Source organism: Undibacterium sp. RTI2.2, from assembly GCF_035018705.1.
Lineage (GTDB): Bacteria > Pseudomonadota > Gammaproteobacteria > Burkholderiales > Burkholderiaceae_D > Undibacterium.
Genome location: NZ_JASJXN010000002.1, coordinates 189,867 through 214,397, shown reverse-complemented (window position 1 = coordinate 214,397; position 24,531 = coordinate 189,867). Strand labels below are relative to the sequence as shown.

At 48.2% G+C, this 24,531-nt stretch carries 19 protein-coding genes; 12 read left to right on the top strand and 7 right to left on the bottom strand.

Going from position 1 to position 24,531, the window contains the following annotated elements:
* Positions 1–91: 91 nt before the first annotated feature.
* Complete coding sequence (pstS, locus tag QN395_RS01995; protein WP_322118105.1) at positions 92–1,162, bottom strand: phosphate ABC transporter substrate-binding protein PstS; 1,071 nt, start codon at positions 1,160–1,162, stop codon at positions 92–94.
* 263 nt (positions 1,163–1,425) lie between these two features.
* Here pstS and QN395_RS01990 point away from each other — a divergent pair, with 263 nt between their 5' ends.
* The 3 genes from QN395_RS01990 (at position 1,426) to QN395_RS01980 (ending at position 3,902) form a co-directional block, all read left to right on the top strand.
* Complete coding sequence (locus tag QN395_RS01990) at positions 1,426–2,037, top strand: hypothetical protein (protein WP_323493089.1); 612 nt, start codon at positions 1,426–1,428, stop codon at positions 2,035–2,037.
* Positions 2,038–2,295: 258 nt separating this feature from the next.
* Entirely contained in the window at positions 2,296–3,060 is a 765-nt protein-coding gene (locus tag QN395_RS01985) for a GNAT family N-acetyltransferase (protein ID WP_322118107.1), read from the top strand.
* On the top strand, positions 3,060–3,902 hold the full coding sequence (locus QN395_RS01980) for a UDP-2,3-diacylglucosamine diphosphatase (RefSeq protein WP_322118108.1): 843 nt from the start codon (positions 3,060–3,062) through the stop codon (positions 3,900–3,902). Before QN395_RS01985 ends, QN395_RS01980 begins: the two co-directional genes overlap by 1 nt.
* Before the next feature lie 243 nt (positions 3,903–4,145).
* Here QN395_RS01980 and cphA (QN395_RS01975) read toward each other — a convergent pair whose 3' ends face one another.
* Entirely contained in the window at positions 4,146–6,716 is a 2,571-nt protein-coding gene (gene cphA, locus QN395_RS01975) for a cyanophycin synthetase (RefSeq protein ID WP_322118109.1), read from the bottom strand.
* 144 nt (positions 6,717–6,860) lie between these two features.
* Positions 6,861–9,038 carry a cyanophycin synthetase gene (gene cphA, locus QN395_RS01970; protein ID WP_323491963.1) on the bottom strand — a complete coding sequence of 726 codons (2,178 nt, stop codon included), beginning with the start codon at positions 9,036–9,038 and terminating at the stop codon, positions 6,861–6,863.
* A gap of 552 nt (positions 9,039–9,590) precedes the next feature.
* Between cphA (QN395_RS01970) and QN395_RS01965 the strand changes: the two genes are divergently transcribed.
* On the top strand, positions 9,591–11,849 hold the full coding sequence (locus tag QN395_RS01965; RefSeq protein WP_416200094.1) for an ABC transporter ATP-binding protein: 2,259 nt from the start codon (positions 9,591–9,593) through the stop codon (positions 11,847–11,849).
* Between the two features lies 1 nt (position 11,850).
* Positions 11,851–12,330, top strand: a complete 480-nt coding sequence (locus QN395_RS01960; protein WP_322118111.1) for a DUF1854 domain-containing protein — start codon at positions 11,851–11,853, stop codon at positions 12,328–12,330.
* Between the two features lie 83 nt (positions 12,331–12,413).
* Here QN395_RS01960 and QN395_RS01955 read toward each other — a convergent pair whose 3' ends face one another.
* Together QN395_RS01955 and QN395_RS01950 are read right to left on the bottom strand one after the other, a co-directional pair.
* Positions 12,414–12,932, bottom strand: a complete 519-nt coding sequence (locus QN395_RS01955; protein WP_322118112.1) for a GNAT family N-acetyltransferase — start codon at positions 12,930–12,932, stop codon at positions 12,414–12,416.
* A gap of 210 nt (positions 12,933–13,142) precedes the next feature.
* Positions 13,143–13,967 carry an IclR family transcriptional regulator domain-containing protein gene (locus QN395_RS01950; protein WP_322118113.1) on the bottom strand — a complete coding sequence of 275 codons (825 nt, stop codon included), beginning with the start codon at positions 13,965–13,967 and terminating at the stop codon, positions 13,143–13,145.
* Positions 13,968–14,305: 338 nt separating this feature from the next.
* Here QN395_RS01950 and QN395_RS01945 point away from each other — a divergent pair, with 338 nt between their 5' ends.
* The 7 genes from QN395_RS01945 to QN395_RS01915 all read left to right on the top strand — a co-directional run bounded on the left by QN395_RS01945 (position 14,306) and on the right by QN395_RS01915 (position 20,629).
* Positions 14,306–15,019, top strand: a complete 714-nt coding sequence (locus QN395_RS01945; protein ID WP_322118114.1) for a 3-oxoacid CoA-transferase subunit A — start codon at positions 14,306–14,308, stop codon at positions 15,017–15,019.
* Positions 15,016–15,702 (top strand): 3-oxoacid CoA-transferase subunit B, encoded by a 687-nt coding sequence (locus tag QN395_RS01940; RefSeq protein WP_322118115.1) that lies wholly within the window; start codon positions 15,016–15,018, stop codon positions 15,700–15,702. Before QN395_RS01945 ends, QN395_RS01940 begins: the two co-directional genes overlap by 4 nt.
* 80 nt (positions 15,703–15,782) lie before the next feature.
* Positions 15,783–16,982, top strand: a complete 1,200-nt coding sequence (gene pcaF, locus QN395_RS01935; protein WP_322118116.1) for a 3-oxoadipyl-CoA thiolase — start codon at positions 15,783–15,785, stop codon at positions 16,980–16,982.
* Between the two features lie 270 nt (positions 16,983–17,252).
* On the top strand, positions 17,253–18,119 hold the full coding sequence (locus QN395_RS01930) for a branched-chain amino acid ABC transporter permease (protein ID WP_323491958.1): 867 nt from the start codon (positions 17,253–17,255) through the stop codon (positions 18,117–18,119).
* The gene (locus QN395_RS01925; protein ID WP_322118118.1) at positions 18,116–19,132 is read left to right on the top strand and encodes a branched-chain amino acid ABC transporter permease; all 1,017 of its coding nucleotides are present in this window, start codon (positions 18,116–18,118) and stop codon (positions 19,130–19,132) included. Before QN395_RS01930 ends, QN395_RS01925 begins: the two co-directional genes overlap by 4 nt.
* A 14-nt stretch (positions 19,133–19,146) precedes the next feature.
* Positions 19,147–19,935 (top strand): ABC transporter ATP-binding protein, encoded by a 789-nt coding sequence (locus QN395_RS01920; RefSeq protein WP_322121534.1) that lies wholly within the window; start codon positions 19,147–19,149, stop codon positions 19,933–19,935.
* Positions 19,928–20,629: an ABC transporter ATP-binding protein gene (locus tag QN395_RS01915; protein WP_322118119.1), complete on the top strand. Its 702-nt coding sequence runs from the start codon at positions 19,928–19,930 to the stop codon at positions 20,627–20,629. Before QN395_RS01920 ends, QN395_RS01915 begins: the two co-directional genes overlap by 8 nt.
* Before the next feature lie 415 nt (positions 20,630–21,044).
* On the opposite strand, the gene QN395_RS01910 is transcribed toward QN395_RS01915, so the two are convergent.
* Positions 21,045–22,220 (bottom strand): ABC transporter substrate-binding protein, encoded by a 1,176-nt coding sequence (locus QN395_RS01910; protein WP_322118120.1) that lies wholly within the window; start codon positions 22,218–22,220, stop codon positions 21,045–21,047.
* Positions 22,221–22,410: 190 nt separating this feature from the next.
* Positions 22,411–24,234, bottom strand: coding sequence for an aminopeptidase P family protein (locus QN395_RS01905; protein ID WP_323491957.1), 1,824 nt, complete (start codon positions 24,232–24,234; stop codon positions 22,411–22,413).
* Between the last annotated feature and the right edge of the window lie 297 nt (positions 24,235–24,531).

The following is a 24,531-nucleotide window of genomic DNA, read 5'->3' as shown; positions in this document are numbered from 1 at the left end:
TATATTATTTGGATATCTAATAGAGCGGTTGTTTGTCCTGCAAACACGCTCTATTTTTTTACGATGAATTGGCTGATTATTTTAAAAAATTTTATTCCAAAATCCAGCGTAATTGCTTGCCGTTGGTATCAACAATCGTCGTCATTTCTTTAAATACCCTTGCCTGGATCGCATCCGGCAGACGCACCAGATCCACGTGATTGACAAACCGGTCGCCATGCATAAATCCCCAGGTAAAGAACTTAATCGCCGCCAGCGTTTTGTCTGGATTATTGGTTACTTGCGGCATGATGACAAATGTCCCCATAGCGATGGGCCACGCATTGGCGCCTGGTTTGTCTGTCAGCATTTCATCAAACATGGCTTTAGATTTCCATTGGCTGGCATTCAGCGCGGCGGCAAAGCTGTCTGCCGTTGGCGCTAAAAATTTCCCGTCACGATTTTTTAACTGGACGCTACTAAGCTTGTCTTGCAGTACATAGTTGTAATCAACATAGCTGATCGAGTAGGGCGTTTTTTTGAGTGTCGCAACGATGCCGCTACTACCTTTGACTTGGGTTACATCTTTATGCCAGTTAATCGTAAAATTTTTGCCATACGTTGTTTGCCAATCCTTGCTCATCTTTCCTAAGTAATCAGTGTAGTTATAGGTTGTTCCTGATCCGTCTTGACGCACGATGACTTCAATATTTTTCTTCGGCAGACTAATTTCTGGATTGAGAGCAGTGATTGCTGCATCATTCCAGCTCACAATTTGACGAGAGAAAATAGCCGCTAATACATCACCGGTTAAACGCAGTTCGCCCGATTTGACCCCTGGTAAATTGACGATGGGCACCACACCAGAAATCGCGGAGGGGAACTGTATCAGTTGATCTTTTTTTAAATCAGCCGGACTCAGTGCAACATCACTTGCACCAAAGTCAACTTCCTTCGCCTTGATTTGCTTAATCCCGCCGGATGAGCCGATTGGTTTGTAATCCAATACATCGCCACTTTTCTTGGCATATGCTTCTGCCCAAGTGTTATACAGCGGCGCAGCGGCAGAAGAACCAGCTCCGTTCATAGTCGCCGCTTGGATGGGTGCTATGGGTGCGAGTAATGCCAGATTGAGCAAGGCGAGTAAGCTGACTCGTTTGGTGATGTTGTGTGCAAATTTCATAATAGACTTAGAGTAAAAAAATACTGCTGTAAAAAACTCGGATTATAACGACTATCCGATGATTGATATCGATCATTACTGCGTCACTAAAATAGTTAATTTGATGCCATGTCACAGGAGTGTCACGTAAAAACACTAGGCTTGATCAATCTGAATATTCGATTTGAATATTCGTTTAGCTAAAAATCCGGATAAATTTTAATTTGTTTGTTTGAGATAAATAGTTTATATTATTTATATGTTTACATTTTTTGGAGATATTAATGGTTACTACTGCAAATAAAAAACCAGTTTTAGATGACAGCGCAGACAAGCCAGTGATTAAAACTGCTGTAGTCCCTGCAAAGAAAATTGCTACAGCAGCAAAGCTGGCGTCCAATCCAGAAACGATGCCAAAAGCGCCTGTCGTAAAGGAAGAAGTGAAAGCGGTAGCTAAAAAAGTTGTAGCAAAAAAAGTAGCTGTAGCAAAAGCGAAGCCAGTTACTAAAGTGGCAAAGTCAGCGATAAAAACAAAAGTATTAGCTAAGCCAAACACCGTAAAAATTGCAAAAGCGGCTACGCCTAAACCGGTAGTGAAGTCTGTAGCAGTTAAGGCCGCAACAAAGCCTGCTGCTAAATTAAGTGCAGCGACTGCGCATAAAGAAAAAGCTAAAAAAGAGAAACTGGTACGTGATAGTTTCACCATGCCAGAATCTGAATATGTCGTTTTAAGCCATGTGAAAAAAGCTTGTCTAAGTGCAGGGATTGAAGTTAAGAAAAGCCAACTCCTACGAATAGGCCTAGTCTTGCTGAATAAGACGGATCTCACTTCCCTCAAAACTTTGATCTCAGGCTTAGCGCCATTGAAGGCAGGACGTCCTAAGAAAGAAAAGTGATTTTTTAAAAATCATAAAATCGCTGCCAGTCATGACATAAGTAGCGAGCTTAATTAGCCATACTTAATCAGCTATACCCCAAACAGGCTCAGCCCATAACGGACTGGGCCTGTTGTATTTTTGCTTGTCATAAAAGCGACATCAAACTGTCATCTTGTTGAAGTAATCCTCATTTAATCTTCGTCCGTCTAAAAGCACAATGCCCAAGATGAGATTGTCTAAGATTAATTGAAATAGGATGAAGAAGAGGATGACAATATGAGATTACTCACGATACCTGCTGATGCCAATCCTAGTTTTTCTAAATTAAGTTTAAGTCTGGCGAGTACCGCCAAAGAGATTAAAGAAGTCCAGCGCCTGCGTTATAAAGTATTCATCGAGGCAATGGGTTTATCTGCCTTAACCAACCCCGATGGTCTTGATAAAGACGAGTTCGATGAGCATTGCGATCATCTGATTGTGCGCGATACCAAGACCTTAAAAGTCGTCGGCACCTATCGTATTCTTGGCCCAACGGCCGCAAGACATATCGGCCGCTATTACTCCGAAACAGAATTCGATTTATCTCGCTTGCAAAATATTCGCGGCAGCATCGCTGAGGCAGGGCGTGCTTGCATTCACCCTGATTATCGTAGCGGTGCAGTCATCATGATGCTGTGGGCTGGCCTAGCAGCGTATATGCGTCGTGAGCGCTGCACCTACCTGATCGGCTGCGCCAGTATTAGCCTTACGGATGGCGGCCACAATGCGGCAGCGATCTACCGTAATTTTAAAGAGAACGACTTTGCTCCTCTGGAATATCGGGTTACGCCGCATTTACCATTTCCGATAGATGAGATGGATGTTTGTCATGACGCACGCATTCCGCCGTTGCTTAAAGGATATTTGCGCGCTGGAGCCTGGGTCTGTGGTGATCCTGCTTGGGACCCGGACTTCCACTGCGCCGACTTGTTTGTGATGTTGCCTTTGTCAAATTTGGATAATCGTTACGCTAAACATTACGGTACTGAGGAGAATGCATAATGAAACCTGGCGACCACTTCTTAAATCAGAAACTGTTTAAAACCAGCAAAAAAGATGTGGTCCGCTTCCGCACTATCTGGATCTCGGATCTGCATTTAGGAACTACTGGTTGCCAGGCTGCCCGCTTACTTGAATTTTTGCAGGCGACTGAGTCAGAGAATTTGTATCTGGTCGGCGATATCATTGACGGCTGGCAGCTCAAACGTCGTTGGTATTGGGATCAAGTCCATAACAACGTGGTGCAAACCGTACTGAAAAAAGCCAAGAAGGGTACCAATGTCATTTTTGTCCCTGGCAATCATGATGAATCAATACGCCAATTCATCGATCTTGATTTTGGTGGTATCAAAGTCAGGGATGAACTGGTACATGTGACCGCACAAGGCAAACGTATGCTGGTATTGCATGGCGACCGTTTTGACGGCGTGATTGCCTGTGCCAAATGGTTAGCGTATGTCGGTGACAGTCTTTACACCGTGATTTTGAAGTTCAACCAAGTCTTTAATAACTGGCGCGCCCGCGCCGGTCTACCGTATTGGTCGCTATCGCAATACCTCAAACTCAAAGTCAAAAATGCCGTCAGCTATATCAGCTCATTTGAAAATGCCTTAGCCGATGAAGCACGCAAACTTGGTTTGGACGGCGTGATCTGCGGTCATATTCATAAACCAGAAATCAGAGATATTGATGGCGTGATGTACTGCAATGATGGCGACTGGGTAGAAAGCTTGTCTGCCTTGGTAGAAGACGCTAGTGGTGAATTACGTCTGATTAGCTGGCACGACGTGGTGCAGGTACAGCAGCCTATGATGGCACAAGAGCCGGTATTCTTTGAGGCTTGACTTTGCTCAGCAGCTTTTGCGTGAAAAATAAGAACGGAAGTTTCTAAAGACCTAAATGGAAGGTCTAATAATGATGTGGCTTGTGGCACGGTATCGTGCCACAAGCCACATCATTATTGGGGGGAGTAATTTTGGACGTTCTAAAAAATCCTTTATCCAGATACAGGACAAGACAGGACACAAACACTATTCGTTTAGTTGTCACCTCTGCTAAAAGCAACAGCAACGACATGCCTTACAACTTCAGCCTTCTCCAATCCGCTTAGCAATATGTGCTAGCGCTTCTTCAACCTGATCAATCAAAATCAGACATAAATCGCCTTCTGATAAACGTGCCATCGCTGTGTCGATTGCTAGAAATTCACCGTTGATTTCGTCGATGACTTTGGTACGGTTGGCATTGGCTAATCCTGTACGTAGCAGAGCAACGACCTCACCATCTGCGCGACCACGTTGGCATTGATCCTGATATAGCACGACGTCGTCGAAGGCATCACCCAGAATCTCGGTTTGCTGGCGAATGTCCTGATCGCGTCTGTCACCTGCGCCGCTGATGACGACCGAGCGGCGTTTAGCAGGGATGCTTTCTACTGCACGGACCAGCGCCAGAATTGCATCTGGATTGTGGCCATAATCGGCAATCAAGGTTGCACCGCGATAGTTGAACATGTTGAAGCGCCCCGGTGCATTGTCGCTCTCATTGGCGAAGGATTTTAAGCCTGAGCGAATTGCATCCCAACTAATCCCAACGCCCCATGCTGCAGCGACCGACGCCATCACGTTTTCTACCTGGAAGCCGACAGCGCCGTTGCGGGTGATAGGAATATCCGCTAACAGAACTTCGTGTTTAGTTTTGCCTTCGGCAGCGATTAGCTTATTGCCATCAACGTACACGACGCGATGCCCTTGCGCTTTATGCGTAGCCATCACTGGATGTTGGTTGTCGGCTGCAAAAAACGTGATAGATCCAGTGCAATTGACAGCCATACTGACGACGATAGGGTCGGCTGCGTTTAACACCGCAACACCGCTGTCTGCGACGTTTTGTACGATCACCCGCTTTAAAACGGCAAGATCTTCTACCGTTGTAATGTAGTTCAAGCCAAGGTGATCTCCAGAACCGACGTTAGTGACAACGGCGACTTGACAGCGATCAAACGCGAGTCCTTCGCGCAAGATGCCACCACGAGCCGTTTCAAATACGGCGGCATCGACGTCAGGGTGAAGCAGAACATTACGGGCGCTACGTGGTCCGCTGCAATCGCCGCTGTCGATACGACGGCCTTCAATATACACGCCATCGGTATTGGTCATGCCTGTGCGCAAGCCGCTTGTGGTTAGCAGATGCGCTATGAGCCGCACAGTCGTTGTCTTGCCGTTGGTGCCAGTCACCGCGACAACAGGGATACGTCCATCATCGCCATCTTCAAACATAGCAGAAATAATCGCTTCGCCAACAGGACGACCTTTGCCAAAGGACGGGGACAGATGCATACGCAAACCCGGGGCTGCGTTGACTTCTACAATGCCACCATTTTGTTCTTCGATTGGTTTTAAGACGCTATCGCAGACCAGATCGACACCGCAGATATCCAGACCAACCATTTGGGCTGCGACGATAGCGCGTGCTGCAACTTCTGGGTGGACATCGTCAGTGACATCAGTTGCTGAGCCGCCGGTCGACAAGTTCGCGTTATTACGTAAAATCACGCGTTGACCTTTAGCAGGTATGGAGTCCGCTACCAAATCCTGTTTTGCCAGACTTGCCAGTGCGATATCGTCAAAGCGAATTTTGGTCAAAGAGGTTGCATGACCACTACCGCGACGCGGATCTTTATTTACTTGTTCGACTAATTCGCGTACCGAGTGCGCACCATCACCAACAACGTGCGGTGGATCACGACGCGCTGCAGCGATCAGCTTGTCGCCGATCACCAGCAAACGAAAATCATGACCCGGTAAATAACGCTCAACCAAAATATCATCGCGGAATTCAGCCGCTGCCTGATAGCCTGCTTCTAGTTGTGCACGGGTTGTGACGTTGACGGTAACGCCTTTACCCTGATTGCCATCTTTGGGTTTAACGACGACGGGCAAGCCGATCTCGCAGGCGATTGCCCAAGCATCGTCCACATCTAATGCTGTACGTCCTAATGGAACCGGCACGCCTGCTGCATCAAGAAGTTTTTTAGTCAGTTCTTTATCTTGTGCAATCGCCTCTGCAATCGCGCTGGTGCCATCCATTTCGGCGGCTTGAATTTTGCGCTGACGGCTACCCCAGCCGAATAAAACCAGACTGCCGTTAGTCAGGCGACGGTAGGGAATATTTCTATCTACGGCCGCTTGCACGATCGAACCAGTGGACGGACCTAGCCTGACATCTTCATCTAAATCTCTTAGTTGTAGCAGCGCGCTACCCAGGTCGAACGGTGTATCTTCTTGCGCTGCTTTGCATAATTGTTCGGCTAATTCTAATGCCAGGCGGCCGACGGCTTCTTCCGAATATTCCACAACAACTTGAAAAATTCCGGCTTCCAGCGTCTGCGTAGTACGGCTAAAAGTGACCGGACAACCTGCTTGTGCTTGTAAGCCCAGCGCGGCCAGTTCCAACACATGCGCCATCGGGATAGTGTCATTGTGGCCGGTCGGTTGTAGTGGACTGATTTCTGGGAAACGGGCGCGCAGTCGTACTTCAAATCCGTTCAGTTCATCAATAGAGAGTTCAGCAGTGCTGCAACCCACTATGGCCTCAACCGCAGTGTGATGGCTCCAGAGATTGGGGCCGCGTAGCGCTCGTATGCGTGATACTTCCATAAACCTTCGTCCTATCTTGATGGCAGTGCCAATATGTAATTACAGCGATTTTATTTTTTAATCTTGCGCTAATTTAGCTGCGTACTTAGTTTCTTACTTGGTTTGCACTTAGCAGCGTGCTTAGTATCGTACTTAGTAGCCTGCTCAATAGCGTGCTTTCTTGGGACTGGAATCAAAGGTACGTAATCCCGCGACGATTAAATCTGGCGAAATTTCTAAAGCCCAGGCAGCCGCTACGGCTGCCATCACGACTTCTGGCTGGGCTGCTTTAATCGGTTTTAAAGTGCTCAATGAGAGCAAGCTAGTTTCTTCTATACCTTCCGCCAAAATGATGTGGTTGTCACGTAAGAAAACTGCGCGTTCGTTTTTAGCACGATGCTGTACGATGGCCTCAAGCGCATCATTCAGACCATAAAAAATCACTTTGCCATCACATAATTCAGCCAGTTCTACCACCTGCGAATCTGCTGCATTTAATACAGCCACACCATCCGGCAATACCACATCTACTTGGGTACGCATTACCTTAAACATCTGGTCTGCTTCATCGATGTAAAATTCACCAAGTTCTGCATGACCATCCATATCAGTCACCACGGCGACCTGACATTTATCGTAGGCCAGGCCTTCAGCCAAAATCATACGGGCATTAGTTTCAAAGACAGCGGTTTCCAGAGAACGATTTAGCAATAGCCGCTGACTGGCTTCCCACTTAATACAGTCAGTACTAACAACTTGTCGCTGATCCAGGTACAAGCCCTGAGAGCAGGCTACACCAGTGTGCTTGCCGCTGACATGCACGACGCTGGCAATTAAGCGCGCGATTAAACTGGTGCCGCGAGTGCCTGCCACACCGATAACGGGGATGCGGCCGCTTTCTTCTGCAGCAAATAAATTAGCGATAATCGCGGTCCCGACCGGACGTGCTTTGCCTTCAGCAGGTTTCAGATGTGCCAGCAATCCCGGGCTGGCATTGACCTCAATAATTGCACCGCGTTGTTCTTCCAGAGGGCGGGAAATATCTTCTGCAACCAGATCAACACCGGCAATATCCAGACCGACAATCCGGGCGGCGAGTGCGGCGGCTTCTGCGATAGAGGGATGGACTTCATCAGTCACATCAAAAGCAACATTACCGTTCGGCTGGATTAAAACTTTTTGGCCATCGAGTGGAATGGAATACGCCGTTAAACCCTGGCGTTCCAATTCCAAAATAATTTCAGCGCCTTTTTCTGGTGCTAAGGCATTGAGAGGAGAGTCTTCGCCCGTGCCACGACGGGGATCGGTATTGATCTGATCATCAACCAATTGAATAATATTCGAAGTGCCATTACCAACTACCCATAAGGCCTCACCTTTGGCGGCAGCCACCAGACGCTTACCAACGATTAACAAACGATGCTCATTACCGGTAACAAAGCGCTCTACGATCACGCTCTCGCTGTCGCCTTTGCGTGCGGCTAAATGATATGCCGCATGTACATCAGCTTCTGTCATTAGATTGAGTGAAACACCGCGGCCATGATTGCCATCGTAAGGCTTGACGACGACTGGTACACCGATATCCTCAGCGGCTTCCCATGCCTCTTCGGCACTTTTTACCAGGCTACCTTCAGGTACTGGTACACCACAAGATTGCAATAATGTTTTGGTCAAATCTTTATCGCTGGCGATGCTCTCAGCAATTGCGCTGGTGCGGTCTGTTTCGGCAGTCCAGATGCGACGTTGCGCTGCGCCATAACCTAATTGCACCAAATTGCCATCAGTCAGACGTATCGATGGAATCCTGCGATCTGTTGCGGCATCTACGATATGTGCGGTGGAGGGACCTAAACACAGATCGTCCACCATTTCACGCAAGGGCACTAATTTTGCCTCAAGATCAAATTGCGTGTCTTCAATGGCAGCCATCAACAAATCACGACCTAATGCTAAAGCCGCACGGCCAACTTGTTCCTGGCGGGTGCGGAATGCCATTTTGTAAACACCTACTTGATTAGTCGACCGGGTTTGACCGAAACCAGTTCGCATGCCAGCCAGATTTTGCAATTCAAGTACAACGTGTTCCAGAATATGACCAGACCATGTGCCTTCGCGCAGACGCTCCAAAAAGCCACCGGTCTCACCGACGCTGCAACGATGCACAGTAAGGCCAGGCAACCAGGTTGTCAGACGCTCGTATAAGCCGGGTAAAGTATTGGAGGGGAAATCTTCTAGCGCACCAATATCTAACCACGCTTCAATTACAGGGCGATAGGTCCAGATATTAGGTCCGCGTAAATGAGTTACACGGAGAATTTCAATGTCTTTCTTCTTCGTCATCATGTATTTAATTTCTTGATAGCAGAGCTAAGTCTGCTTTTAAATCTTTCGGACGCTTTTTTTACGACGTCTTACGGTGGATAAATAGTGTTAGCGTGTATTTTTTAGTCTATTAGGACTTACGCAAAACATTCCCAACTACGTTGCAGCTTCCGTTCACACCAGGCAAGGTGTTAGGGACTAAAGTTAAAGTGCTGTCTTCGTCGCTATAACTTGCTGGCACAATCTGCCAGTAAAATTTGCCGGGATAGTTTTGCGTAAGTCCTAGGTCACTAAATTAGATGACTAAATGAAATTACAAATTAAGAACTTAACTCAAACCTTCTTGGTCTGTTTTTTTTCTTCCGATAGAATACCGTAAATTAATGCTGTAGTGATATGTTGACTTAGTCACTATTGCTACCATTTCAGGCTTCTCACCTCATTTATTCAAAGTTTTATTGAACCGTATCGAAATTTGCAGATTATCTGCATCCCGGTGGTTCAATGATCACTCAAATAATTTATCTTTTTTATATTTATTCCTGACGATAAATCGGGACCGGTCAAACGATGACAACACAACAATTAAGCTTCGACCATGTTTTTAGTGCACTGCCAGAGCATTGGCGCTCTGAAATCGCAAAACAGTTATCCACTGGGGAAAACGTTTTAAGTGCAGTCGAGGTTGACCTAGATGCCGGACTTCGCTTTGTAAAAGGTATGTTGGTCGTTACCGACCGCCGGCTACTTGCGCGGGCGCCGGGGGAAACGACGTGGCAAGAATGGTTTTATGCCAAAAATCTACGGCTCCAGCACCACGACCATGCCGGTGTCGGACATCTGGAATTATTTGATGATAATGCCCGGCTGGCTAGCTGGCGTTTTACCTTGGGTCAGAATTTATTAATGATCCGTTTGCTGGATCACTTTAAAGAGCAATTGCAAAGTCATGTGACTGGTTTGCCGGTCCAACATGAAGAAAAAAATACCTGTCCAAGCTGCAAAGCACCGCTAGAAGCAGATCAGGAAGAATGTCCGATCTGTACCAAAGTAATTTACACCCCGCCATCAACCTGGACCTTGTTTCGGCTGTGGCGTTTTGCACAACCATATCGCTGGCAATTATTAGCGGGCTTTAGCTTAATGCTGATGGGTACGGCAGCGCATATGATTCCGCGTTACCTGACAAAGCCGCTGACAGATGAAGTGTTGATTCCTTACCAGAACGGACAGCATGTTGATCCCCATCTGGTAACTTTGTATATCGGTGGTTTGTTAGGTTCGGCGGTCATTGCCTGGCTACTTAGCTGGGGTAAAACCTACATTCTCGCCTTGGTATCCGAGCGTATCGGCGCGGACTTGCGTACCACGACATATCAACATTTATTGAAATTATCGCTTGAATATTTTGGCGGAAAACGTACCGGTGATCTGATGTCGCGCGTTGGTAGTGAGAGTGATCGTATTTGCGTTTACTTATCTTTACACTTACTTGATTTTGCTACCGACGTATTGATGTTTTTAATGACCGTAGTCGCCTTATTGCAAATCAATACTAAACTTGCTTTAGTCACCTTGCTACCATTGCCTATCATTGCCTGGATGATTCATCTGGTGCGCGATAAATTACGTACCGGTTTTGAAAAAATTGACCGTGTCTGGGGCGAAGTAACTAATGTCCTGGCCGACACAATTCCGGGTATCCGTGTGGTCAAGGCCTTTGCGCAAGAGACCCGCGAGGCAACACGTTTCCGCGAGGCGAATAAACATAATTTAGCAGTCAACGATAAGCTGAATAAAGTATGGTCGCTGTTCTCTCCTACGGTCTCTTTTTTGACTGATCTTGGGATTCTCGTTGTCTGGGCTTTTGGTATCTGGCAGGTATCGCATAACGAAATTACGGTAGGTTCTCTGGTTGCCGCAGTCGCGTTTATCGGTAATTTTTATGGTCGTATTGATTCTATGAGCCGCATCGTTTCAGTGACCCAAAAATCAGCGTCGGCCGCAAAACGTATTTTCGATATTCTGGATCATGTGTCCAGCGTGCCCGATCCGCAGCATCCGGTCAAAGTGAACGAAGTCAAAGGTCAGATTGAATTGCGTGAAGTCGGTTTCCGCTACGGTAACCGTGCTGTTAACCGTGGGATTAATTTAACCATCAAACCGGGAGAAATGATCGGCCTGGTTGGTCACAGCGGCTCTGGTAAGAGTACCCTAGTCAATCTGATCTGTCGCTTCTATGATGTGTCCGAAGGCGCGATTTTGCTCGATGGCGTAGATATCCGTTCTTTTGCCGTGTCCGATTACCGTCAGAATATTGGTTTGGTTTTGCAAGAACCATTCTTGTTTTTTGGCACGATTGCGGACAATATTGCTTACGGTAAGCCTGACGCCAGCCGTGCCGATATCATCGCCGCTGCCCGTGCTGCCCATGCGCATGAGTTTATTTTACGCTTACCGCAGGGTTACGACTCTATGGTAGGTGAGCGCGGACAAGGATTATCTGGCGGCGAACGTCAGCGGATTTCTATCGCGCGTGCACTGTTGATTGACCCACGTATTCTGATCATGGATGAGGCCACCTCATCAGTCGATTCTGAGACAGAAAAAGAGATTCAGAAAGCGCTGGATAATCTGGTCAAAGGTCGTACCACGATTGCGATTGCCCATCGCTTATCGACCTTACATAAGGCTGACAGGCTGGTGGTGCTCGATCGTGGGCAAGTAGTGGAGGTCGGTAGTCATGACGATCTGATGGCACGCGAGGGAGCCTACTTCCGTTTGTATGAGGCGCAGGCGCGCAATGCTAATTTGGGTGGGGGAGAATAAGATGACCGATACATTAAACCCGAGATTTCAACTGAGTCGCAATAGTTTCGGCCATCTTGTGTTGATCAATGCCAGCGGCGAGGTACATGAGCATGTCAGTCCGGTACGTGCTTTCCCTATTCAGACACCGGACGAAGGAATCTCTCTGGTACTGCAAGATGGACAGGAGGTGGCATGGATCGATAAACTCAGCGACCTGGCAGAGAATGAGCGCAAGCTAGTCAGTGATGAGCTGCAGGGGCGCGAATTTATGCCCGAGATAAAACGTATTATCGGCATCACTAGCTACGCCACACCTTGCACCTGGGAAGTAAAAACAGATCGTGGCGACACCTCATTTGTCTTAAAAGGTGAGGAGGATATTCGTCGCATTGGACGCACTTCCTTGCTGATTTCAGATAATCACGGCATACATTTTTTGATCCGCGATATGTTTGAGATTGATAAACACAGTCGTAAAATTTTAGACCGGTTTTTATAAGACGAGATTGATTGTAGAGATAAAAGCGAGTAAGAAAACGGCACATCAGTCACTAAAGCTGATGTGCCGTTTTTTTATATAGTTTACGCAAAGTCGTAAGTAAAAAATTTACTTTCTTCCGTTTTGCCATTGCGCGTCAAGCTAACGATTTTTTTATAGGTAAAGCCGATCTTTTCTAACACGCGTGAAGAGATCGCATTCTCCGGTGCAGTGATCGCCACTAGCCGAGGTAATCCTATCGTTGCGCGCGCATAGTTGACGACTGCGGTTGCGGCTTCGCTTGCTAAACCTTGGCCTGTGTAAGCAGACAAAAATCCATACCCAATATCCACATCATCCAGGCCATCGCGTTTGATTAATCCGCACATGCCGATAGCGATGTTGTCTTGTTTGGATTCCACGATATACAAGCTAAAGCCTAAGCGTTCCTGCATATCGATAGGACCTTTTTTGATCGAATCAATCGCGTCTTCTATCGTGCGTATTCCCTTATCGCCGATGTTGGCAAGGTACGCAGGCTCGTTGACCAGTTGCAGATAAAACGCGGCGTCATCCAAAGTAATTGTCCGTAATCGTAGTCGTGTCGTGTCTAAAATATGCATGATGAATAATTGACTGAGTGATGGTGTCGAGAGAGCAGATTATATGAAGTGACTATCATAGGACTTGCATAAAAAAGAATCACGATTACTCGGCTTTCCTTAGATTTAATTTAATATACTCCCAATTTATTTTTATAAAAGGCCTCAATTGTTCAGGTAATATATGGACGACTGAAATATACTCGTTATGAGTATGTTTAATCGTTAAAGTCATGGCAGCATCGCCGACAATTCTATTGCGCCGCTTTGCAACGTTGTTAAAAAATCTTCCCGCATGCGCTTGCTGCTGACGCGAGTGGCTTGTGCGCTGATGTTGAGCGCCGCTGTGATGTTGCCCGATGCGCCTCTGACTGGCACTGCAATTGATCGTAAGCCGACTTCCAGTTCTTCCTCCACCACTGCATAACCAGATTCGCGGATGCCGGCAAAAATATCCATTAATCCGTTTTGCGATACCACCGTGTTGTCGGTAAAAGCACGCAGCGTAACATTTTTAAAATACTGTTCCAGCGCCGCCTCTGGCATATGCGCCAGTATCACCCGACCTAATGAGGTGCAATAGGCGGGCAGGCGGCTTCCGACGTTTAGCGCCACTGACATAATGCGTGAGGTCGCGGAGCGGCAGACGTATAAAACTTCATTACTATCGAGGACCGCAAGTGAACATGACTCATTGAATTGACGGCTGATCTGATTCAGGCAAGGTTGTGCCGACGTGGCTAAAGGTGTCGACGATAAATAAGAATATCCCAGCGTCAGCGCCTTGGGTGTTAGCCGAAAATTATTACCCTCTGCATCGGCATAACCTAACATTTTTAATGTGTACAAACAACGTCTGACTGCCGCACGCGAAATACCCGTCTTGTGGCTGATTTGAGAAATCGTCAACGTCCGGTGCTGGTTGCTAAATGCGCGCAGTACCGCAATGCCGCGTGCCAGCGAAGACATAAAATTAGGGTCGCCCGTCATTTCGTCGATCTCATCCGAGATGCTGATGGTATGAGGTAGCGGGGCAGATTGCGATAGAGATGACATAGCTTTTCTACGATCGGAGTGAGTGTGGCTAAGGGCTTTTTGTGCGGCGATCGCACAGAATCAATCATGCTATGTTGACGGTCGCATAGCGCGCTGTCTACACTAAAACGGTTCTATCAACAGCCATATGTGCGATAGCCGAACAATAATCTATTTGACGCTACTGTAATTTCGAATGCGTCAGGCGTCAAATTTATTGATTTAGCTTAAGTATCGTTACAGATATCGTCATGGACCTGAGTCTTGGATTCTGGCAGTTGATATAGTCGTCACACGAAAAAATATTATTCCCATAAGCGGCGATCCAACGTGGATCAAACGCAGAGAAGGAGACGTAATTGATTAACAAAATAGTCGATTCGAGCGCGCATGCCCTGGCTGGTGTCAGCGACGGCGCGACGATCATGATCGGTGGATTTGGTAATGCAGGATTGCCGGCCATTCTGGTAGACGCCTTGATCGAGCAGGGTGCACGTGACCTGACCATCGTCAGCAACAACGCAGGTAGCGGCGATCAGGGACTGGCGGCACTGTTAAAAGCGAAGCGGGTACGCAAAATTATTTGCTCTTTTCCACGTCAAGCAGATTCCTATGTTTTTGATGCCTTATACCGAGCTGGTGAAGTGGAGCTGGAACTGACGCCGCAAGGCAATCTGGCCGAGCGCATCCGTGCGGCCGGTGCCGGTATTGGCGGATTTTTTTCTCCGACGGGTTACGGTACCTTGCTGGCAGAGGGTAAAGAAACTCGCCTCATCAATGGCAAACACTATGTGCTGGAAAGTCCTATCCATGCCGACTTCGCATTGATCAAGGCCTTACGTGCGGATCGTTGGGGCAATCTGGTGTATCGCAAAACTGGCCGTAATTTTGGCCCGATCATGGCGACTGCCGCCAAATGTACCGTGGTGCAAGTGGATGAGATTGTCGCATTGGGCGAGCTTGATCCGGAGCACATCATCACGCCGGGTATTTTTGTCCAGCGGGTACTGGCAGTGGGGAAAGCTACGGAAGCTGCAATAACGGACGCTGTAAATACTGGAGCACGCGCATGAGTAGCGACATCAATCTGAATGCCGGTAATAGCGCTCCGTTTAAGCCGCTGACGCGCCAGCAAATCGCAGCGCGTGTCGCTCAAGATATTCCTGAAGGCGCTTATGTGAATTTGGGAATAGGTTTGCCGACCATGGTCAGCAATTATTTACCTAAAGAGCGCGAAATTATTTTACACAGCGAGAACGGTTTGCTCGGCATGGGACCTACGCCACCAGCTGGCGAAGAAGACGAGGATTTAATCAATGCCGGAAAACAGCCCGTCACCTTACTTGACGGCGGCGCTTTTTTTCATCATGCAGATTCCTTCGGGATGATGCGTGGTGGTCATCTGGATATTTGTGTCCTCGGTGGTTTTCAAGTTTCAGCAAAAGGGGATTTAGCAAACTGGCACACCGGTGCACCGGATGCGATTCCAGCAGTGGGCGGTGCGATGGATTTAGCCGTCGGTGCTAAGCAAGTGTTTGTGATGATGGAGCATCAAACCAAAACCGGCGAGAGCAAGGTGGTCGCTGAATGTTCTTACCCGCTAACAGGCATCGCCTGCGTCGCCAAAATTTATACTGATTTAGCGGTGATGGAGGTGGGCCCTCAAGGACTACTCGTCAGGGAGATGGTGCCGGGTTTATCGTTTGAGGTGTTGCAAGCCAGGACGGGCGCAACGTTGACGCTGGCATTACTGTAGTTTTAATTGAGTTGAGTTGAGTTGAGAAAAGCTGCTTTAAAAAATTCTACAAAATTTAAAAAGACAAAGAGACGAACAATATGACTGCTTACATTTGCGATGCAATCCGTACACCGATCGGTCGTTACGCCGGTGATTTAAAAGATGTTCGTGCCGATGATCTGGGCGCTATTCCGCTGCGAGCGTTGATGCAGCGTCAGTCGCAAGTCGATTGGTCTGCTGTGCAGGAAGTGATCTTTGGTTGCGCCAATCAGGCTGGGGAAGATAACCGCAACATCGCACGCATGTCTGCATTATTAGCGGGTTTGCCGCTGACGGTGCCAGGCGCCACCATCAACCGCTTATGCGGTTCTGGGATGGACGCGGTGGGCACTGCGGCGCGTGGCATTAAGTCGGGCGAACTTGATCTGGTGATCGCGGGTGGTGTGGAATCGATGACCCGTGCACCGTTTGTCATGGGCAAGTCGGATAGCGCTTTCGGACGTGGCGCGACCATCTTTGATACCACGATAGGCTGGCGCTTTATCAATCCGCAAATGAAAGCGCAATACGGCGTTGATGCTATGCCAGAGACTGCAGAAAACGTTGCGACCGATTACAACATTAGCCGTGCCGATCAGGATTTATTTGCCTTAGCCAGCCAGGCAAAAGCAGCTGCAGCACAAGCCAATGGCGTGTTGGCAGAAGAAATTACGCCAGTGACAATCGCCCAGAAAAAAGGCGAATCCATCATCATTAGCAAGGACGAACATCCGCGTGTCACCAGCATAGAGTCGCTCAGCAAACTCAAGGGCGTCGTGCGTGCCGATGGCACAGTCACCGCAGGCAATGCTTCAGGCGTCAATGATGGTGCATGTGCTTTGCTGCTGGCATCGGCAGAAGCGGCAAAACGTCACGGACTCACTCCCAAAGCCCGCATCGTCGGTATGGCAACGGCTGGGGTAGCTCCGCGTGTGATGGGCATAGGGCCTTTTCCCGCAGTAGAAAAACTGCTGGCACAAACCGGATTGACCCTGGCACAGATGGATGTGATTGAGCTCAACGAAGCTTTTGCAGCACAAGGTCTGGCTGTGATGCGGCAACTGGGTTTGCAAGACGACGACCCGCGCGTCAATCCCAATGGCGGTGCAATTGCGCTTGGACATCCACTAGGCATGAGCGGTGCTCGTCTGGTCACTACTGCCATGTACCAACTCCATCGTACCGGTGGTCGCTATGCACTTTGCACGATGTGTATTGGTGTGGGGCAGGGTATCGCGATCATTATTGAACGGGTTTGATTTGCACCCCTTTATTTAAAAATAGGGGGGTATAAGTCAAAATAGTACTAATTGTCCATACATTCATTGGTCTTTAAAAAATACTGACGGATAGTATATTTTCTGCTTGTTTCTCTCGTTTTCTTGCATGCGGACGCGGGATGTTGTAGTGCACGCTTGTATCAAAATCAAAATTCGTCCGCTGAGACGCACAAGTTAAAAATAATTTAAAACGATTCAAGGAGACAAAATGACGCATTCCCATTTGCGCATCGGATCAGGGCGGTGCCCATGCTAGGTAATCTTGCGGGTGTTTTATTTGACGGCATCGCTTACGGCGCTTTGCTATTTTTAATCAGCGTTGGTTTGTCTGTGACGATGGGATTGATGAACTTTATCAATCTCGCACATGGGGCGTTTGCGATGCTGGGCGGCTATGTCTGCGTGGTCGTGATGAACCGTCTGGGACTGCCTTTTTTATTATCGCTACCGATCGCTTTTTTTCTCAGTGCTCTCGCCGGATTAGTGCTGGAGCGGGTTTTGTACCGTCGTCTATATAAATCCAGCCATTTGGATCAGGTCTTGTTTTCTATCGGTCTGACGTTTGTGGCAGTGGCTGGTGCAACCTATATCTGGGGGCCGACGCAGCAACCTGTGCTGTTGCCGGAGTGGCTGCGCGGGCAAATCAATCTGCTGGGATTGGATGTTGGCGCCTACCGTGTATTTTTGATTGCGGTTGTGATTGTGGTTACGTCAGCCTTGGCATATTTGATAGAGCGTACTCGCTTCGGTGCACAAATCCGCGCCTCGGTAGATAACAGTCTGGCGTCGGCGGGTTTGGGGATTCATGTCAGTCGGGTATTTTCGCTGACCTTTGCACTGGGCTCTGGCTTAGCGGGTTTAGGTGGTGGTTTAGGGATCGATTTGCTAGGACTCGATCCGACTTTTCCAATCAAATACATGGTGTATTTTTTACTTGTAGTCGCGGTTGGTGGTGCCGGTAGCATCAAAGGTACTTTGATTGCTGCATTGATACTCGGCATCTTCGATGTGGCTGGAAAATACTATGTGCCTTCGGTTGGCGCGTTTGTGATTTACGGTTTGATGGTGGTGCTGCTGATTTTGTATCCGTCCGGTTTGATGGGGAAAAAATCATGACTACATCACTAGATCAAACCCATGGCGCAGCCAGTTTGCCCTCAGGACGTTGGACTAAATTGGAAATCGTTTTTTGGATTTTGCCCGTTGCCGCATTTTTTCTTTTTCCAAATTACTTGGTGTTGGGTAGTCAGATTTTGATTGTTGGTCTGTTTGCCGTCTCACTCGATCTGATGTTGGGGTATGCGGGTATTGTTTCGCTCGGACATGCTGCCTTTTTTGGTCTGGGTGCATACACTGCCGGACTGTTATCGGTACATGGTTGGGGCGAGCCTTTGAGTGGTTTGTTGATTGCCGCTTTGGTGGCAGCTATAGTGGGATTTTGTGTGAGCTTTTTGGTTGTGCGCGGTCAGGATTTAACGCGCTTAATGGTGACGCTGGGTATTGGTCTGATGCTGTTTGAGGCGGCTAACAAAATGGCATTTATCACTGGCGGCGTGGATGGATTATCCGGCATGATGGTGGGTAAAGTACTTGGCTTTGAGTTTGATTTGTATGGGAAAACGGCATATTGGTACAGCCTGATTGTCCTATTTATTTTATTTGTGATCTTACGTCGGCTGGTGAATTCTCCGTTTGGTCTGAGCTTGCGCGGTATCCGGGAAGGTGGCAAGCGTATGCCAGCGATCGGTGCCAATGTGCAACGTCAATTGATCACTATTTTCACCATCAGCGCAGCTGTCGCCGGTGTTGCTGGCGCCTTGCTGGCGCAGACGACGCAGTTTGTCGGACTGGATAGTCTTGGGTTTCCGCGCTCGGCGGAAATTTTAATTTTGCTGGTATTGGGTGGAACCGGACGCTTGTATGGCGGCCTGATCGGTGCGGCAGTGTACATGCTGGCACAAGATTTTATCTCTGCACAAAATCCCGCTTATTGGCAATTCTGGATAGGATTATTGCTGATATTTATTGTTCTGTTTGCGCGTGGCGGATTGCTCGGCGGGCTCGATAAAATGCGAGATTATCTGATATCAAAATGGGATCAAGCCAAATCAAAAGGACAGAGCTTATGAACGCCGCTCATTTGATGATTGATCGCAGCAGTACTGAACTTGCACATGAAGGTCAACAGATTGCATTACGTACTCAAGGTCTATCCAAGGTATGGGGTACGTTTAAAGCAAATACGGATATTTCACTCTCATTCGCTAAAGGTGGCAGGCATGCTTTAATTGGCCCGAATGGCGCTGGTAAAACCACCTTCATCAATTTACTCACAGGTAGCATTGCACCGACTACTGGCCAAGTATTTTTAGACGATCAAGATATCACCCACTTGCCGCAACATCAGCGTGTTAAGCGCGGGATGACCCGGACTTTTCAGATCAACACCTTGTTTGCCGGATTGACCGTGCTGGAATCCGTCGTGCTGGTGATTTGCGAACGTCAGGGGAATAGTCGGGTTTGGTATAAAACCGTTGCGCAACAAAGCTCGGCGATAGAGGAGGCGATGGCGTTGCTCGGTTCGCTCAAACTAGAGCAAGAGGCGCAGCGATTGACAGCGAGTCTACCCTATGGAAAGCAGCGTTTGGTCGAGATTGCCTTAGCACTCGCTACCCAGCCGAAAGTCTTGTTGCTCGACGAGCCGGCAGCAGGGATTCCTTCCGCAGAAAGTGCCGAGTTATTTGAGGTAATCGCCGGTCTACCGCGCGAGGTGACGATACTTTTTATTGAGCACGATATGGGCCTGGTATTTCAATTTGCAGAACGGATTACCGTCCTGGTTGGCGGCAAGGTATTGGTTGAAGGCACTCCAGCCGAGATCGCCTCAGACCCAAGGGTGAAAGAAGTCTATCTGGGAGAAGCGCATGACTGACTTACTCACAGTAGATAAACTCACCGCCGGCTATGGCGAGTCCGTGGTGCTGGAAGATATTTCTTTCAGCCTAAAACAAGGTGATAGTCTGGCGCTGCTAGGGCGTAATGGTGCGGGTAAAACCACCTTGCTCGTCAGCCTGATGGGTATCACACAACAACACGGTGGCCGCATACATTGGCGTGGCAATGACATCAATCCTATGGCAACGCATAAGCGTGCTAACGCAGGTTTGGGGTGGGTGCCACAAGAGCGATATATGTTTCCATCGTTGACGGTTGAGGAGCATTTAAGCGTTGTGGCTCGTCCGGGGCCGTGGAATATTAAAAAGATTTACGATATCTTTCCGCGACTAGAAGAGCGTCGCGGCAATATGGGCAATCAACTCTCCGGTGGCGAGCAGCAAATGGTGGCCATTGCCCGTGCGCTGATGACGAATCCCAGATTGTTATTGCTGGATGAACCGATGGAGGGGCTAGCGCCGATCATCGTGCAAGATCTGGCACAAGTGATCCGCAAGCTGATCAGCGAAGAAGGCATGGCAGTCATCGTGGTAGAGCAACACGCCAAACTGGCTTTATCAATGACGCAAAATGCGATGGTGTTGGAGCGTGGACGTATCGTGCATCAATCGGATAGTGCGAGTTTGATGGCAGATGCCGCTACACTGACTCGTCTGGTTGCGGTGGCCTAAAGGCTTAGTGATTTAGTAATTTAGTTAGGACTCACGCGAAACCGCCCCAGCTGCGTTGCAACGCCTCGCCGCACTAAAGTACTGTCTTCGTCGCTGCGCCTTGCTGGGACAATTTTGCGTAAGTCCTATTTAGTAATGCCTTATTTATGTAGGACTCACGCAAAAACTAAAAAATCTTACCATAGAGGCGCAGAGAAACAACAAAGCAAGAGAACGGCAGGTTTTCGCTGTTCTCGTGATTTTCTCTCTATTTTTTGTTCCTCTGTGTATTTGTGTTAAGGGGTCTTGATGTTCCAGATTCAGACATCGGGCTCCATCTGAATGGCAGTAAGTAGCTTGTCGTTTTTGTATAAGTCCTGAATCAAATAAAAAAGCTTGGCAATTTACTCGCCAGGCTTTTTTATTTCGGTAATGTTTATTTACCCGTATCTTTCATGTCCAAGAACTTATCAAACTCGACATTAAATAATTCGCCGCCGACCTTCTCTACTTTGCGCACATAGACTGTTTGTATGATGTCCCGGGTTGTCGGATCGATCATGATGGGGCCACGCGGGCTCATCATTTTCAGCCCTTTTAAAATTGCCATGGCTTTGTCACCATCGATTTTGCCGTTGAGCTTTTTAGACACTTCATAAATTGCCGCCATCCCGTCATACGCAGCTACTGCCATAAAATTAGCCCGACCTGCACCTGGATTCGCTTCTGCAAAATTTTTCAGGAAGGCTTTATTTTCTGGTGAGTTATGTGCAGCAGAATAGTGGAATGTTGTGATCACGCCCAGAGTGGCGTCACCCATTGCAGGCAAAACATGGTCGTCAGTCAGATCGCCAGTGGCAATGACTTTGATGCCTGCTTCTGCCAAGCCACGCTCCCGATAACCTTTCATGAATGCCACGCCTTGTTCACCAGCTGGTACGAAGATAAAAACAGCTTCCGGTTTTGCGTCTTTAATTCTTTGGATGTAGGGAGCAAATTCCGGGTTACGTAAAGGAACGCGGATGGATTCTGTGATGCTGCCACCGCCACCGACAAAATTGGTTTTAAACGCAGTTTCGGCATCAATACCTGGACCATAATCGGCTACCAGTGTCACTACTTTTTTAATATTGTTTTTTATTGCCCAAGTCGCCATCGGACCAGACACTTGCGGCAAGGTCATCGAGAATCGTGCGATGTAATTTGACTTTGTCGTGATGATTGAGGTTGCCGCATTCATGATGATCATCGGCTTTTTTGCCTGCTCAGCAATCGGCGCGACTGCTAATGCTTCCGGTGTCAAACCAAAGCCTGCCAGAAAATCGACTTTATCTCTTACTACCAATTCTTGTGCTAAACGCTTGGCTACGTCTGGTGCAGGACCGGTCGTGTCCTTAATGATAATTTCAATTTTTTTACCAGCAACCTTGTCACCATATTGATGCATATAGGCCTTAATACCACCCTCAATCTGTTTGCCATAATCTGCAAACGGACCAGAAAATGCAGCTACGACGCCTACTTTAATGGTTTCTTCTGCCTGTGCTGCCAAACTGCTGGCAGCCAGACACAATGCACTTAGGGTAAGTGTCAGATATTTTTTGAATTGCATGAGTGTCTCCTGATGGATGTATTGCTAGGATGCTTAAGCATTTTATTTTTTATTGACTGTGAAGCGCAATGGACTACGGCTTACTAATCACAAACGATTATCCATATTTTGATCCATTCAGCAAGGCGTTGGGCGGTTATCGAACGATTTGTAAAAAATGAACAAACGTCCCATAAACTCCCTCTCCTGACTATTTACTGACTGCTTTTGTTCTCTCCTCTAGCCATGCTTTTGCTGCACCGCTGACGCGTTGTGACAAGCGTTCTAAGACGGTCGCGTGGTAATCATTGAGCCATGCCAATTCGTCCTCACGGATTATTGTCATATCGATGCAGCGGGTGTCGATTGGGCAGAGTGTCAGAGTCTCAAACTTGAGATAGTCGCCAAACTCGCCTTGATGACCGACGATATTGAGCATCAGATTTTCTATCCGCACTCCCCATTTGCCTGGACGATAAATGCCCGGCTCGTTGGAAGTAATCATGCCTGCTTCCATTGCGTTATGTGCCTCTGGAATAGCGCCCGAGATAGATTGCGGACCTTCATGTACATTTAGAAAGTAGCCTACGCCGTGGCCGGTACCGTGACCGTAGTTAATGCCCTCGGCCCAGATCGGTGCTCGTGCCAGAGCATCTAACATCGGTGACAGCGTGCTACGCGGGAACTGCGCACGTGACAAATTGATCATGCCTTTTAAAACCAAGGTGAAGTCGCGTTTTTGTTCGGCTGATACCACGCCAATTGGCATCACGCGGGTGATGTCGGTGGTGCCGTTGAGGTATTGGCCACCGGAATCGATCAGCAGCAAGCCATTGCCTTCGATGACCGCATGCGATTCTGGGAGAGCGCGGTAGTGGGGCATCGCGCCATTGCCGTTAAAGCCAGCGATCGTACCAAAGCTGGCAGAGACGAAGTTAGGCTGACGTGCGCGGGCCGCAGTAATTTTTTCGTCAATGGTCAGTTCTGTGATGACTTCTTTGCCCAGCGATGCTTCCAGCCAGCTAAAAAATTCACATAATGCGGCGCCATCTTGCTCCATCGCTTCACGTACAAATTGCGCTTCTTGTGGAGTCTTACGGGATTTTGCAAATACCGATGGGTTGATTGCCTCAATTACTTTGACCGAAGCTGGTACCGCCTGGCGGAAAGAGTAGGTGATGCGGCGCGGGTCTATCAGCAAACTGCTATTTGCTGGCAACGCAGCCAAGGCGCTGGCAGCTTGCGCGTAGTCGGCGATAAACACACCGTCTTTTGCTAATACTTCTACCAGAGCAGCAGGTACTTTGCCATGAGAGACAAACAAGGCAGCACTGTCTTGACTGATCAGTGCGTGCCCGACAAATACCGGGTTATAGCTGACATCGGCACCGCGCAGATTGAAGATCCAAGCCAGATCATCTACGGTAGAAACAAAATGCCAGTCCGCCGCTTTGATACGCATTTGCTCACGCACAAGGGCTAGTTTGTCTTGACGACTGACCACCGCAAATGGTGCCAGATGTTCATAGATAGCGGCTTGCGGCAGATCAGGGCGACCGGACCAGATAGTTTGTAATAAGTCTTTGCTAGTGTCCAATTTACTGCCTCTAACTTGCAGCGCCTGCTCAAGCATGCGAGCCATCGCTAGCCCAAGCACGGCGCCGTCTACGCCAACGGTTTGTCCTGCTTGCATGGTGCTGGCGAGCCAATCAAGATGCAGTGTGGCAGCAGCAGAATTGATTTTCATCATCTGTATGCCAGTAGGGGCTAGTTCTTGCTCTACCTGACTCCAATAACGGCTGTCAACCCACAATCCGGCAAAATCTGCCGTCACGATTAGAGTGCCGACCGACCCGGTGAAGCCAGAATATTGCTCGCGGCCTTGCCAGCGCTGTGGCAAATATTCAGACAAATGCGGATCAGCCGAGGGAATAATGTAGGCATCTAAACCCGCAGTTTTCATTGCTGCGCGCAATTGGACCAGACGTGCAGGGATAGGGGAGGTAACTGCGGCGGGGCTAAGTGGGCTATTCATGGATATCTGACCGTGGTGAGTTGATCGGTTCAATCAAGTACTACAAAAAGGTAAATGGAGTATATCTCATGGGCAATCTATTGAGAAATCTCTACAGGATTTTTTGTTAAACGAATGTGCGAATACCGCGCCAGTTTGATGTCTTGAGTTAATTTTTGATGTGGGGCAGTGCTGACTGGAGCTGATGTGGGCGTAACTATTTACTTGTTAACCTGGCAATTGAAAATGGCAATTCAATTTGCCTCATTGGTCTGGTACCTCGTTGCTCCTGCGAAGGCAGGAGTCCAGTGTCTTTGC

Excerpts from the sequence above, each read along its gene's own strand:
- pstS (WP_322118105.1), bottom strand. The coding sequence starts at position 1,162 with ATGAAATTTGCACACAACATCACCAAACGAGTCAGCTTACTCGCCTTG.
- QN395_RS01990 (WP_323493089.1), top strand. The coding sequence starts at position 1,426 with ATGGTTACTACTGCAAATAAAAAACCAGTTTTAGATGACAGCGCAGAC.
- QN395_RS01985 (WP_322118107.1), top strand. The coding sequence starts at position 2,296 with ATGAGATTACTCACGATACCTGCTGATGCCAATCCTAGTTTTTCTAAA.
- QN395_RS01980 (WP_322118108.1), top strand. The coding sequence starts at position 3,060 with ATGAAACCTGGCGACCACTTCTTAAATCAGAAACTGTTTAAAACCAGC.
- cphA (WP_322118109.1), bottom strand. The coding sequence starts at position 6,716 with ATGGAAGTATCACGCATACGAGCGCTACGCGGCCCCAATCTCTGGAGC.
- cphA (WP_323491963.1), bottom strand. The coding sequence starts at position 9,038 with ATGACGAAGAAGAAAGACATTGAAATTCTCCGTGTAACTCATTTACGC.
- QN395_RS01965 (WP_416200094.1), top strand. The coding sequence starts at position 9,591 with ATGACAACACAACAATTAAGCTTCGACCATGTTTTTAGTGCACTGCCA.
- QN395_RS01960 (WP_322118111.1), top strand. The coding sequence starts at position 11,851 with ATGACCGATACATTAAACCCGAGATTTCAACTGAGTCGCAATAGTTTC.
- QN395_RS01955 (WP_322118112.1), bottom strand. The coding sequence starts at position 12,932 with ATGCATATTTTAGACACGACACGACTACGATTACGGACAATTACTTTG.
- QN395_RS01950 (WP_322118113.1), bottom strand. The coding sequence starts at position 13,967 with ATGTCATCTCTATCGCAATCTGCCCCGCTACCTCATACCATCAGCATC.
- QN395_RS01940 (WP_322118115.1), top strand. The coding sequence starts at position 15,016 with ATGAGTAGCGACATCAATCTGAATGCCGGTAATAGCGCTCCGTTTAAG.
- pcaF (WP_322118116.1), top strand. The coding sequence starts at position 15,783 with ATGACTGCTTACATTTGCGATGCAATCCGTACACCGATCGGTCGTTAC.
- QN395_RS01930 (WP_323491958.1), top strand. The coding sequence starts at position 17,253 with ATGCTAGGTAATCTTGCGGGTGTTTTATTTGACGGCATCGCTTACGGC.
- QN395_RS01925 (WP_322118118.1), top strand. The coding sequence starts at position 18,116 with ATGACTACATCACTAGATCAAACCCATGGCGCAGCCAGTTTGCCCTCA.
- QN395_RS01920 (WP_322121534.1), top strand. The coding sequence starts at position 19,147 with ATGATTGATCGCAGCAGTACTGAACTTGCACATGAAGGTCAACAGATT.
- QN395_RS01915 (WP_322118119.1), top strand. The coding sequence starts at position 19,928 with ATGACTGACTTACTCACAGTAGATAAACTCACCGCCGGCTATGGCGAG.
- QN395_RS01910 (WP_322118120.1), bottom strand. The coding sequence starts at position 22,220 with ATGCAATTCAAAAAATATCTGACACTTACCCTAAGTGCATTGTGTCTG.
- QN395_RS01905 (WP_323491957.1), bottom strand. The coding sequence starts at position 24,234 with ATGAATAGCCCACTTAGCCCCGCCGCAGTTACCTCCCCTATCCCTGCA.